At 47.4% G+C, this 12,413-nt stretch carries 10 protein-coding genes; 6 read left to right on the top strand and 4 right to left on the bottom strand.

From position 1 onward, the window contains the following. The 4 genes from cydB to ACZ5DR_RS17425 are packed head-to-tail and all read left to right on the top strand — an operon-like array spanning position 1 to position 4,684. Complete coding sequence (gene cydB, locus ACZ5DR_RS17440) at positions 1-1,137, top strand: cytochrome d ubiquinol oxidase subunit II (protein WP_377365274.1); 1,137 nt, start codon at positions 1-3, stop codon at positions 1,135-1,137. Positions 1,138-1,178: 41 nt separating this feature from the next. Continuing rightward, on the top strand, positions 1,179-1,295 hold the full coding sequence (gene cydX, locus ACZ5DR_RS17435; RefSeq protein WP_377365276.1) for a cytochrome bd-I oxidase subunit CydX: 117 nt from the start codon (positions 1,179-1,181) through the stop codon (positions 1,293-1,295). Positions 1,296-1,332: 37 nt separating this feature from the next. Next, entirely contained in the window at positions 1,333-3,051 is a 1,719-nt protein-coding gene (cydD, locus tag ACZ5DR_RS17430) for a thiol reductant ABC exporter subunit CydD (RefSeq protein WP_377365278.1), read from the top strand. Further along, the gene (locus ACZ5DR_RS17425) at positions 3,017-4,684 is read left to right on the top strand and encodes an amino acid ABC transporter ATP-binding/permease protein (RefSeq protein WP_377365280.1); all 1,668 of its coding nucleotides are present in this window, start codon (positions 3,017-3,019) and stop codon (positions 4,682-4,684) included. The genes cydD and ACZ5DR_RS17425 overlap by 35 nt, the downstream gene beginning before the upstream one ends. Before the next feature lie 81 nt (positions 4,685-4,765). Here the strand turns inward: ACZ5DR_RS17425 and ACZ5DR_RS17420 are convergent, their stop codons facing one another. The 4 genes from ACZ5DR_RS17420 to rnt form a co-directional block, all read right to left on the bottom strand. Continuing rightward, positions 4,766-5,032: a YdcH family protein gene (locus tag ACZ5DR_RS17420; RefSeq protein ID WP_377365282.1), complete on the bottom strand. Its 267-nt coding sequence runs from the start codon at positions 5,030-5,032 to the stop codon at positions 4,766-4,768. Positions 5,033-5,284: 252 nt separating this feature from the next. After that, positions 5,285-8,818 (bottom strand): DUF748 domain-containing protein, encoded by a 3,534-nt coding sequence (locus ACZ5DR_RS17415; protein WP_377365284.1) that lies wholly within the window; start codon positions 8,816-8,818, stop codon positions 5,285-5,287. A gap of 21 nt (positions 8,819-8,839) precedes the next feature. Then, on the bottom strand, positions 8,840-9,208 hold the full coding sequence (locus ACZ5DR_RS17410; protein ID WP_377365286.1) for a YbaN family protein: 369 nt from the start codon (positions 9,206-9,208) through the stop codon (positions 8,840-8,842). A gap of 115 nt (positions 9,209-9,323) precedes the next feature. Next, positions 9,324-10,001: a ribonuclease T gene (rnt, locus tag ACZ5DR_RS17405; protein ID WP_377365288.1), complete on the bottom strand. Its 678-nt coding sequence runs from the start codon at positions 9,999-10,001 to the stop codon at positions 9,324-9,326. 145 nt (positions 10,002-10,146) lie between these two features. Between rnt and ACZ5DR_RS17400 the strand changes: the two genes are divergently transcribed. Then, entirely contained in the window at positions 10,147-11,007 is an 861-nt protein-coding gene (locus ACZ5DR_RS17400) for a flagellar protein MotY (protein WP_377365290.1), read from the top strand. 154 nt (positions 11,008-11,161) lie between these two features. Next, positions 11,162-12,391: an argininosuccinate synthase gene (locus tag ACZ5DR_RS17395; protein ID WP_377365291.1), complete on the top strand. Its 1,230-nt coding sequence runs from the start codon at positions 11,162-11,164 to the stop codon at positions 12,389-12,391. The last annotated feature ends 22 nt before the right edge of the window (positions 12,392-12,413 follow it).

The following is a 12,413-nucleotide window of genomic DNA, read 5'->3' as shown; positions in this document are numbered from 1 at the left end:
ATGGATTACGAAGTATTAAAAGTCATCTGGTGGCTACTGGTCGGCGTTCTGCTGATTGGTTTTGCCATCACCGACGGGTTTGATATGGGTGTGGGCAGCTTGCTTAACGTTGTCTCTAAGGACGATGCTGAGCGTCGCGTGATGATTAACTCGATTGCCCCTCACTGGGATGGTAACCAAGTTTGGTTTATCACAGCGGGTGGTGCCTTGTTTGCTGCGTGGCCAATGGTTTATGCCACCTCTTTCTCTGGGTTTTATGTGGCCATGATTTTGACCTTGGCGGCTCTATTCTTCCGTCCGATCGGGTTTGATTACCGCTCTAAGTTGGAAGGTTCTAAATGGCGTAAAAGCTGGGATCTAGGCATTGGCTTTGGCTCAGCTGTACCTCCCATCATTTTTGGTGTGGCGTTCGGTAACTTGCTACAGGGTGTGCCATTCCAGTTTGACGAGTACTTGCGTGTTACTTACACCGGGTCATTCTTCGCTTTGTTGAACCCGTTTGCCATCGTATGTGGCCTGGTCAGCTTGCTGATGCTGGTCACCCAAGGTGGCGCTTGGTTGCTGATGAAAACGGACGGTGATCTGTTTCACCGAGTTAAGAAAGCAACCTTTATCAGTGGTTTGCTCACCGCAGTCTTGTTTGCTCTGGCGGGTATTTGGTTAGCCGTTGGTATTGATGGTTACGTAATCACCAGCGAAATCGATGGCAATGGCGTCTTAACACCATTGATGAAAACAGCGGAAGTTCAGCAGGGGGCATGGTTAGCAAATTACAGTGCTGTACCGGCATTGATATTAGCGCCTGTTGTGGGTCTTGGTGGTATGGCTTTGGCTGCTCTGTTTGCTGCTGCAGGTCGTGGTGGCATGGCATTCCTAAGCTCTTCTCTGGGTATTGCTGGGGTGATCTTTACAGCGGGTGGGTCTATGTTCCCATTCTTGATGCCGTCTTCTACCTTCCCAAGCATGAGTTTGACTATGTGGGATGCGACATCCAGTGAAACGACGCTGATGATCATGTTTGTCGTGGCGTGTATTTTTGTACCGATTGTTCTTTTATACACCCTTTGGAGCTACTTGGTGATGTTCGGTCGTATGACCAAAGAGCACATCGAGAAAAACTCTCACTCACTTTATTAATAGAAATGGGGCAGGTCGCTGCCCCAATTTGAGGAGTTACTATGTGGTATTTTGCATGGGTTCTAGGCATCTTGTTGGCGTGTTCATTCGGCATCATTAATGCAGTGTGGCTTGAGTTTTCAGGCTACGAAGGTGAAGAGCCAGAAGATTCCTATTAAGGTTGTGTTAGCCAATCATTAGGCGGGTATTTGAGCGATGAAGAAAAGAATTAAGACCCCAGAGCAGCAATTTCTAGCGGCGTTGCAAAACGAGGAAAGAAAGCGCTATCAAGTAGTTAAATGGTTAGGGGTCTTAATTGCTTTTGCGTTGGTTGCTCAAGCCGTTGGATTGGCAAAAGTCTTTTCCGATTTGGTATTAGAAGGACGTTTTCCTCTGACTGCAGCGCTGCTATCGGCTGCTGCGTTTCTTACTAAATCATTTGCTCAGTACTGGCGCGAGCAGCTGAGTGCCGCCGCCAGTCGGGCCATTCGATTTTCTTTGCGTCAGCGCATGATTAACCACTTAACCCAGCTCGGTCCACGTCGTCTCACCATTGATGAAGATGGTGGCTTGTCGACACGGGTATATGAGCAGGTGGATGCGCTGGACGATTATTTTACTCGGTATGTACCTCAAGTCTTTTTAGTGACTTTCGTACCTTTGACCATTCTTGTTGCGGTGGCTCCTGTGTCTTGGGTCGCCTTTAGCATTTTTATGGTTACAGCACCCTTGGTGATTTTTTTCATGATTTTGGTGGGGCATAAGGCCGCTCAAGCCAACCGTCGCCAATTTAATGTGCTGCAAATGTTGTCCAATCAATTCCTCGATTTGAACCAAGGGATGGGAGAGCTCAAGCGCTTAGGTCAAACCCCAAAAGCCCGTGAACGCTTGGCAATTACAGCAGAGTCTTACCAAAAAACTACCATGGGAGTGTTGCGTTTAGCCTTTCTTTCAACGGGCACTTTGGAGCTGTTTGCTTCGGTCTCTATCGCCATGGTTGCGCTCTACTTAGGGCTCGGCCTATTAGAGCAATTACCTTGGCAGGTGGGGGTGGCCCCCGTAAGTTTGTTTGCAGCGTTTTTCTTATTATTAATGGCACCAGAGTTTTATCTACCTTTGCGCCAGCTAGGGAATGATTACCATGCCAAACAAAAGGCAGAAGCTGCTGCCGTGGATATCCAAGAGCTCTTAATGACTGCCGATCAAGATGAGTCCACCCATAAACTGAACCCCCAGAGTTATCCTAGTGCCATAGGGGCGTTTATTGAGTTCAATAAGTTGGCTTGGTGTCACAATGGTCGTCAGCGGTTGCATCCTATGAGTGCTATTTTGCAACAAGGGGATAGGGTGTGGTTACGGGGTGAATCAGGTGCAGGCAAATCCAGCTTGATGACGATTCTTTTAGGCTTTGAGAAACACTTTGACGGTGGGCTTTATGTGGAAGGGGATGCCTTCCATAGTATGAACATGGCCAATTGGCGTCGCCGTTTGGCTTGGTTGCCACAAAATCCTGAGTGGGTTCAGGGCACTGTTCGCCAAAACCTAGAATTAGGAATAGGGCGCTGTACAGATCAAGCTTTATTGGATTCTTTAAAAAAAGCCCAGTGCTGGGAGTTTGTGGAAACCTTGCCTTATGGTTGGGATACCCCAATCAGTGAAGCAGGGACAGGTTTGTCCGGTGGTCAAATGCAGCGACTGTCTATTGCTCGTGCCTTGTTAAGTGATGCGGATGTTTGGTTGTTAGATGAGCCTTGCTCCGGCCTAGATCCAGACACGGCAGAGCAAGTATTGAACACCCTAGATGAGGTCAGCTTTGGTAAAACGCTGATCATCGTCAGCCATGATACCCACCCTGTCGTATGGGCAAATCAACGTTGGTTAATGACTCAGGAGGGCGTGCATGTCGAAGCGCAGACCCCAATCTCTTACGTTTAAGTCTTTATTAATTGAAAACCCATTCGGACTGCTGGTGTCTGTATTGATCGGTGCGGTGGCTAGCTTGGCTGCAGTGGCGTTGCTTGGTATTTCGGGATGGTTTTTATCCGCGGCAGGTTTGGCCAGTGTTCTGGGCACCGCTTTGGTGTTTGATTTTTTCACCCCTGGAGCATCAGTGCGATTGATGGCTATCTTACGAACGGCTGGCCGTTACGGTGAGCAGGTCTTTTCCCATGATCATTTATTGGGCTTATTACGCAGTTTGCGTTTATGGGTCTGGGATCAACGGGTGAGCACTGCCCCAGGGCGTTTGCATAAGCAAACCCGCGGGGATCTGTTGCAGCGTTTAGTGGGGGATTTGGATCAGATTATTAAGTGGCCGTTGGCGGTGGTCATGCCTTGGGTTTACAGCTTCCTTGGCTGTCTTGCTTTATTAGGATTGGCTTGGTGGGTTGCGCCGGTACTGGCCATCCCCGTGGTAGTCTTTGCCCTGTTTCAATTGTTGGTTTGGCCCTGGCTGGCAAATCGTTTAGCCCTGCAGTCTGTCTATCAAATGCAAGCGCTATCGATTCACCGTCGTAGCCGTTTTATGTCCGTGTTTTCTTCTCTCATCACCTTGACTATCCGTGGCCATTGGCAAGATTACAGCAAGCGGTTGAATACCTTAGATGATCGTCAATGCACAGCTCAAGCAGTAATCCAAAGGGTAGTGAGTCGTATTAAATTGGCGATTCAGCTGACCAGTTTGGTGTTGATTGTGAGCCTTCTAGGCATGTCTCTGCAGATCGTTAACGGTGATTTAATGTTGCAGGAAACCATTGCTGGCCCTATGTTGGTCGCTTTAGTGTTAGCAGCCTTGGGGGTAAATGAATTGGTTCAGCCCATGGCTATGGCATTTTTGGCTCAGGGGCAATCTAAGGTAGGTTTGAAGCGTTTAAACCAATTACAGCCAGAGTCTAGTCGAAAAGCAGATAGCACCCAATGTACTCCTGTGACATCTCCTGCGAGTTTGCAGCTATATGATTTTTCCGGTTGTTACCCAGGTCGCGTGATGCCACCCATTTCTATGGGGGTATATGCCAATGAGCGGGTGCGCTTGTCCGGCAAGAGTGGTTCGGGAAAATCGACTTTATTAGCGGCGTTAGCAGGGGATCTTGAAAGCAAAGGGAAGGCAAAGGTTAACGGTGAATCCTTAAGTCTCTATCAGAATGAATCATGGCGTAAAAAGGTCGGGTATCTACCCCAGGAATCCATCATCTTCCAGCAAAGCTTGGCTGCCAATCTTCGTCTGGGGGCACCAAATGCCAGTGATGGTGAGTTGCTTCGAGTATTGAGTGTGATGGGTTTAAGCGAATGGGTAGCTGCTTTGCCTAATGGCTTGGATACATTGTTGGGGGCCCAAGGTCGTGATGTGTCGGGTGGTCAAGCGCGTCGTATTGCTTTGGCGCGTATCTTACTGCGTAAGGCGGATGTGCTTTTGCTGGATGAGCCTTTTGATGGCTTGGATAGGGCCAGTATTAAGCGGGTATGTGACGCCTTGAGATCTCCTGAATTCGCTCCCAACTTATTATTATATGTCAGTCATGTGGATTCAGATTTAGATGGTTATGCCACTCAAACGATTGAGTTTTAGATGGTCATTTTCGTGATGGTAGGATAAAACAAAAATGCCGAGCAGTGCTCGGCATTTTTATTGGCTATGAGGGTCTTAGGATTAAGCCTCTGCCGCTAATTCTTGGTGTTTAATATTGCGCAGCATTTGCAACATAGTGTCTTTTAGTTTTAGACGGCGTTTTTTGAATTCCTCTTCTTCCATAGTGCTCGCCAAGATGATCTCTTGTTCCATGTTGTGGATTTCATTATCTAGGTGGTGGTATTCCTCAAACAGACGCTTAAAGTGGGCATCGTTCATTTTCAGAGTATGAATTTGATCTTTGTATTCGGGTAACTCATTTACCAAGCTGTGGTTGTCTTGCAACATGATCGTTCTCCTTCATCTTTTGCTCTTTGATTCTAGATTACGCCTTCTGTGGCTAAGGTAAATTGATTTTGGTCATATCTTTGTTTGATGCAGATTATTGTCAAAGAGGGCGCATTTTTGACCATTTTTTGAGGATAGTTTATGGCATCTAGAGGGCTAATGGAGTGAGGGGTTAAAGAGAAAGCAGGATGGAAATACATAAGCCAGTCTCTAAATGAAGAGACTGGCTTATTAATCGTATGATGGCTTTGGTTAGAAAGTTAAGGTCACTCGCGGTTGAGCATCCTGGTCTTCATCGATTGTTGGTGAGCAGATAAAGATTCGACTTGATGCGATCTCATTGTCCACTAAGTAGGCTTTTAGGCTCTCTGCGCGCTCGTTAGCGATGCCATAGAGCTTATCTTCGTCACCTTCCTGTAAGTTATCGTAGGTTAGCTCTTCATCAAGATCTTTTGCCACCGCAACGCCACAGGCTCTTAGCTCTGCTTCTGGACGGTCATTCATAAGGGCGATTAGCTGGGTTAGGAAGTCTGACTGTTCGTCATTCACTTCTGTCTCACCGTATTCGAAGTTGAGAGGTTGCACCCTTAAGCGTAGTACCTGCTCTCCGGCTAATTGAGCCAATGAAATAACGTTGGCGTATGGGACAAAGGTCTGCATCACATAAATGCTAGAAGCCTTGTATAGCCCTTGACGTACAGGTAACAGGAAGAAGTTCTGCCATTGGAATTGAGGGCTGCTAATGTCCCCCTTCAATGGCAAGTCCAGCACGATATTATCGTCGCCATCTTTGAGGGCGCCCACAGCTAGGTTGAGTGGAATCGCACCAGCTTTTAACACAGTGTTGCTGTCTTTTTTGCCCCCCAAATCAAACTGACGCAAGACGATGTGGCTATTACCGTTGAGCTGGCCTTGGTTGGCAGTGACGTTAAGATCCATGTTCAACTGCCCTGAGGCGATATTGTAGCCCAGTACATTTGCAACATACGGAGAAATGGGAGGCAGCTCTACTTCACGGACTTTGGCCTTAGCGTCCATGGTGAGTTTAGCGGCTGTGGGCTCGATCGTTAGATTACCATCAAGGCTGGCGTAGCGTCCGTTACGGGCTTTGAGTACCACATAGGTTTGTGCACCGTCGTCACGGGTATTAAGGTTATCGACAGTTAGCTCGTCAATGGTCAGATCCCGTTTGAGAGTGGGGACTATGCTCCGATCCACGAGGGTCATGGTGGATTCTGGGGATAGAATGATCTTACCTATGACCACATAGAAGTCTGGTGTGGTTTCCTTGGAAGGGCTGACTTCTGAGTTGTTTGTTTCGCTTTCGGTACCCGTGCCTGAGACTTCTTCGGTGGAGGCTACATCAGATGATTTAACTGAGCTTGGCAGAATGAGATTCTCAATGCGCTGGTTCTCTGCCAGTACTAGGTTGCTGGCAAGTTTATCCACTACGAGGCTAGCAATTTCAATACCTTCGGGGCGTAGAGCAATACGATTTATATCCAGCTGATCAAAGGTCGCAAGGGCCGGTAATTCACTTTCAGTATTGGGTTGAGATGCCACAAATTGCTGTAACTTGAAGGAATTTACGTCGGCAGAAATGTCCGTACCATTCACAGATAAAGCGGGGTTATCCAAAGCCAGTTCATCCCAGCTTGTCAAAGTGCTGCCATCGGCTAACTCTACATTCACTGTGCTTATGTTGAGGGTGTTATCTGAGGTGTTGATGTGAGTTGCTTGGTCAGATGTTCCGAGTTCTATTTTTAACTCATTTGAGGAAAACACCAACTCATCCATGATGCCTTCTAAGGTATCGGATTGGGACACAGATAAAGCGCTCATATCAATGCTGTTTGCGGTGTTATTTATCGCTGTTTGTTCCCCCTGTTGGAGGAAGTCCAATGAATTATTGAGGGTCAGACTTTCTAAACTCACGTCTGTATCAGGTTGATTGTTTGGCAGTTGTGTTAGGGACGCCTTGAGGTTGGATAATTGAAGTCCCGATTTCCCTGATAAGGCAGTACTGTCACCACCAAGTTGAGCCGCCATGTTATTTAGGGACCAATCTAAACGGTCTAAGGAGATGTCTTGGGCATCGGATTGGTAAGCGACACCCCCTAGCTGAAGCTGGGTCTTATCCCCTTGCAGCGTTAACTCTTGAGTACCAGATAAGCTACCTGAGAAGGCTGTATTTAAGGCCAGTGAGTCTAGGTTAGCTGCTTGATCAGGTTGCTTGCTTTGACTGTCCGCTGTCATCAGGGAGCCTTTGAACCCCTGCGTATCGAGGGCAAGCTCGGTATTGAAATTTTGACCTTCGTCAGACTGAGTCACTTGTGTGTTTAGAAGATTTAAAGTCAGCGCACTTAATTGTGCTGTCCCTGAGTTTGCCCCAAGATTAAGCTCTGTTAATGCTAATTCAAAAGAGTCGGTGGCGATCTGTTGTTCCGTTTCATTTGCTTTTAAGGCGACAGGCGATGAAAAACTCAGCCGGCCTAAGCTTGCGGATTCTCCTTTGGCTGTCTCCGCCGTAAGGTTGTCGCTGGTTAAAGACAAGGTGCTTTGGCCTTCTCCTTGTTGGCTGTCCGTATTGAATTTAAAACCAAGGTTGGCCAGCTCTGCTTTTAGGGTGCCAAGGCTTAGTTTGTTGCCATTCACTGTTCCTTGTAATTCTTGGGTTTCCAGTTGGCTAGCGGTATTGGCAAGTTCGATATCAGCACCGACTTTTTTAAGTTCGGTTTGACCATTGAATGCAAGAGACTTGGTGCTTAGAGATTGCTCCCCTGAGCGTATGGAAAGTCCTTTGATATCTAAGGCTGCCTTTCCTTTGACGGATAAGTTTCGGCTGCCCGTTCCTTCGACTTGGATGTTTTCCACTCGGGTGTTTAGGTTTGTCCACCCCAGCTCTTGGTTGACTTGGGTCAGGGCCGTGTTGCCACTAGATACTTGCAGTAAGGGCGCCATAAGTGAAAATTGTGGCGTATCTTGATAACGATAAATGACATTGGTTGAGCCTGCGACCTGTACGTCTGAAGCTGTACCCACTTCCATGCCTTTGGGCACGAAGTTTTGAATATCACTGGTGGATAAAGACAGGGATTTTAAGTCTAAATAGGTATCTATCTCTGAGCCGTTGGCTTTTACTTCGCCTGCAGCAATTAATTGAGCTTGGTTGAGACCTGCTTCGATGGCCAATTGCCCCATCCAGTCGTCCATATTATGGGAGACTTCGATCACGTTGAGGGAGTTTAGGTAGAAGGTATCTTCACCACGCTCAGTTCGATAGCGCACACTGATGTCTTGCATTTGAGCATCATAAATGAAAAAAGTCGGAATAGACTGCTCGTTTTCTGGCTCTGCCGTCTCTGCTGGGGCTTCTGCCTTTTTGTCTGTGTTTTGTGGAAGAGACAGGCCAGCGATTGTCATGACACCATTTTGGTTTTCTACCTGTGTGTCTAGCCCGTTCACTTCAACATGGTTTACATGGAATTCACCTTTTAACAGAGGCATAAAATCAAGGCCAATGCTGGCATGATTAAGAGTGAAGAGAGGGATGCTGTCTTTGAGAAGCTTTACATCACCAAGCTCTAACCCAATTGGGAAAATATTGGGGTTGATGGTGTCCGCAGAAAAGGACACATCGTGCTGTTGAGTATACCGATTAACGAACCACTTGGTGGCGGTAGGGATCAGGTTCCAAATTAAGGTAACGAATGTCAGAAGGATAAAAAGCGTGATTAAGGTACGTTTTTGCCATGGTTTCATGGCATGTTCAGTATGAGTCGTCATGGTATCCCTTGTGTCGTCAATCTATTCTTTGCGAAGGGGCATTCGCAGTAAATGGATGCTAACAGCGGCGCCAATCACACACAGACCAATGGTTGCCCAAAAGCGCCCAACAATGAACATGGAAAGTAGCATTCCAGCCCACATGAAAATCAGCGCTCGGTTTCTGGCCTTTTTAGGAATGCCCTGATCAGATTGCCAATCGTTAACAATGGGACCAAAGTATTTATGATTGAGTAGCCAATGATGGAAACGTTCAGAAGATTTAGAGAAACACCACGCAGATAATAAAACCAAAGGCGTGGTAGGTAACAGGGGTAGGAAAATCCCAATAATCCCCGTGATCAGAGATATCCATCCCAATGTAAGTAATGCAACTCGTTTGCCTACCATGCGTTTGCTCTCTACAAGTGATGCCTCATCACTGTCGGTCCCACAGTGATACTTATTGATACATCAAAATACCGCAACCAATGAATCTGTAACTAATATGGATTCAATAAAGAACTCAGTTATGGGAGTCCATGGCAGCGAAGGCGGATTCCATGCTGTCCGCTTGGTCATCGGTCACCAAACTCCAGCCCCCCAAACGTTTCCAGCGATTAACGATTTCGCAGAAAAGCTCAGCGGTTTTCTCCGTATCGTACTGGGCCGAGTGTGCTTTAGAGTTACTGAACTCAATGCCTGCCACCTGACATGCTTTGGCCAAAACGGTTTGCCCAAAAGCCAAGCCAGATAAAGACGCCGTGTCAAAGCTTGAAAATGGATGGAAAGGGTTGCGCTTGATTTCACAGCGTTCAATGGCTGCGTTCAAGAAACCGTGGTCAAACGCTGCGTTGTGACCCACTAAAATGGCACGTTTACAGCCGGTAGATTTTAGTTCTTTGCGGACCTTGGTAAACATTTGGTTGATGGCTTCTTTTTCCACCATGTCATCTCGGTCTGGAGCGAACGGATCAATACCTGTAAAGTCCAGTGCTTCTTTTTCAAGGTTTGCCCCTTCAAAAGGCTTTACCTTAAATTCAATGGTCTCGTGGATGTACAACTCGCCGTTTTCGTCCATTCTTAGGATGCTCGCGGCAAATTCGAGTAAAGCATCTGTTTTTGCATTAAAGCCTGCGGTCTCGACGTCGATAACTACAGGTAGGAATCCGCGGAATCGGTCTTTGATTTCGTGATTTGACAAAAGAGAATCCTTAATTCTGCCACTTGCTCAGAAAATTATGGGTAGATACCATCGGATGATAACATACATGCTAAGCCTAGAACGAGAACTGTTAACTTTGAAAGCCTCACATCTCATTACGACCTTGTTCGTTACGTCGAGCCTTATGTTCGCATCCCAAAGCATGGCTGTGACGCGTTTTGAGTCTCAGATCGAAAACTCCCAATGGTCCCTTTCTGGAGACATCTTTGCTTGCAAGTTGGTTCACCCTGTACCGCATTTTGGTGAAGGGGAGTTTATCAAGGAAGCAGGGGAGCCCATGAAGTTTATCCTGCACCCAGAAAACGAGAAGCTTGGGCCAGGGCAAGTGTTTATTATTTCCCAAGCGCCCAGTTGGATGCCGGGGCTGTCCCCTAAGACTCTTGATGTGATGCCGTACCCAGGTTACGGGTTAACGGTTGAAGTAGGGGGCAAGGTGGCAGAGCAAATGCTCACCAGTCTTGATAGAGGCTTACATCCGGTGGTGGCGGGTACCGCATGGGAGAATGGCCGCGAAAACGTAGAAGTGGCACTGAGCAACATTAATTTTAACCCTGCTTATAATGAATTTCGCCGTTGTATGGCGAGTTTGCTACCGGTTAACTTCGATCAGATTTCTCGTACTGCTGCTTTGTTTCCTACCAACGGCTCAGAGCTCACAGATCGTATTAAACGTCGCTTAGACCTGATTGCTATTTACGTGGAAGCCGATCCTACCATTGAATATATTTACATTGATGGTCACACAGACATCATAGGGACTCGTCGGGATAACCGAGAACTCTCTAAAACCCGTGCAGAGAAGGTCACAGCATATCTGTTGCAGAAGGGAGTACCTCCAGAAAAAATCGTATCCCGTTATCATGGTGAACGTTATCCAGTTGCGGATAATCGGGCTTCTGATGGACGAGAGCGTAACCGACGCGTGACCATCCGTTTGGAGCGTATGGGATTGAATCCGCAATCTTTATCTGAACCAAGCCAATAACGCCCTTGAAATATCGCTCCTAGGGGCGGATATCCCCCCGCGCCCCTTGCTAACTAAGGGGCGAAAACTTACACTAACGGCCTATTTTTAGTTTAACTGCGTGCAGTCCATTTTGATTGGGCTGTGCAGCGTCTCGTTGAGGAGAAGAAAGAGAATGTCTGACGTGAAGAAGGTAGTGCTAGCCTACTCTGGCGGCCTAGACACTTCAGTAATCGTGAAGTGGCTTCAAGAAGAGTATCAGTGTGAAGTGGTAACTTTTACCGCTGACTTGGGTCAGGGCGAAGAAGTAGAGCCAGCTCGCGCGAAAGCTCAAGCGTTGGGCGTTAAAGAAATCTACATCGAAGACCTACGCGAAGAATTCGTACGTGACTTCGTATTCCCTATGTTCCGTGCGAACACAGTATACGAAGGTGAGTATCTACTAGGTACCTCTATCGCTCGTCCTCTTATCGCTAAGCGTTTGATCGAAATCGCTAACGAGACCGGTGCTGATGCGATTTCTCACGGTGCAACCGGTAAAGGTAATGACCAAGTTCGTTTCGAGCTAGGTGCATACGCTCTTAAACCAGGTGTTCAAGTAATCGCTCCTTGGCGTGAATGGGACCTAACGTCCCGTGAAACCCTAATGGCTTACTGTGAAAAACACGAAATCCCAGTAGACTTCTCCAATGCTAAGAAGAAATCTCCTTACTCAATGGATGCGAACCTTCTTCACATCTCTTACGAAGGCGATCTTCTAGAAGATCCATGGACGAGCGCTGAAGAAGATATGTGGCGTTGGTCTGTATCGCCTGAGCAAGCTCCAGATGAGCCAACAATCATCGAGCTTGGCTTCGAAAAAGGTGATGCTGTGTCCATCAACGGCGAAGCAATGTCTCCAGCGACTATCCTTGAAACACTGAACAAAATCGGTGGCGCAAACGGTATCGGTCGTGATGACCTAGTTGAAAACCGTTTCGTAGGGATGAAGTCACGTGGTTGTTACGAGACTCCAGGGGGCACCATCCTTCTGAAAGCTCACCGTGCAATGGAATCCATCACACTTGACCGTGAAGCAGCTCACCTGAAAGATGAGATCATGCCTAAGTACGCGAAAGTGATCTACAACGGCTTCTGGTGGTCAGAAGAGCGCCGTATGCTGCAAGCATTGATCGACGCTTCTCAAGAATTCGTAACGGGTACGGTTCGTTTGAAACTGTACAAAGGTAACGTAATCGTTGAAGGCCGTGAGTCTCCATACAGCCTATTCGATAGCACAATCGCTACCTTCGAAGACGATGCGGGTGCTTACGACCAGAAAGACGCGGCAGGCTTCATCAAGCTTAACGCTCTACGTATGCGTATCGCTGCTCAGAAAGGCCGTACTTTCCTAGATCGCGACTAATCAACGCGCTCTTTGAGCTAGA

The sequence above is a fragment of the Marinomonas vaga genome (assembly GCF_055388305.1).
The sequence above is the reverse complement of the archived record's forward strand: the minus strand, read 5'-3'. Positions and strand labels throughout refer to the sequence as shown.

Bases quoted from the DNA above. Each gene is read 5' to 3' on its own strand.
- ACZ5DR_RS17400 (WP_377365290.1), top strand. From the start codon at position 10,147: ATGTTCGCATCCCAAAGCATGGCTGTGACGCGTTTTGAGTCTCAGATC.
- ACZ5DR_RS17410 (WP_377365286.1), bottom strand. From the start codon at position 9,208: ATGGTAGGCAAACGAGTTGCATTACTTACATTGGGATGGATATCTCTG.
- ACZ5DR_RS17420 (WP_377365282.1), bottom strand. From the start codon at position 5,032: ATGTTGCAAGACAACCACAGCTTGGTAAATGAGTTACCCGAATACAAA.
- ACZ5DR_RS17415 (WP_377365284.1), bottom strand. From the start codon at position 8,818: ATGACGACTCATACTGAACATGCCATGAAACCATGGCAAAAACGTACC.
- cydB (WP_377365274.1), top strand. From the start codon at position 1: ATGGATTACGAAGTATTAAAAGTCATCTGGTGGCTACTGGTCGGCGTT.
- ACZ5DR_RS17425 (WP_377365280.1), top strand. From the start codon at position 3,017: ATGTCGAAGCGCAGACCCCAATCTCTTACGTTTAAGTCTTTATTAATT.
- cydD (WP_377365278.1), top strand. From the start codon at position 1,333: ATGAAGAAAAGAATTAAGACCCCAGAGCAGCAATTTCTAGCGGCGTTG.
- cydX (WP_377365276.1), top strand. From the start codon at position 1,179: ATGTGGTATTTTGCATGGGTTCTAGGCATCTTGTTGGCGTGTTCATTC.
- ACZ5DR_RS17395 (WP_377365291.1), top strand. From the start codon at position 11,162: ATGTCTGACGTGAAGAAGGTAGTGCTAGCCTACTCTGGCGGCCTAGAC.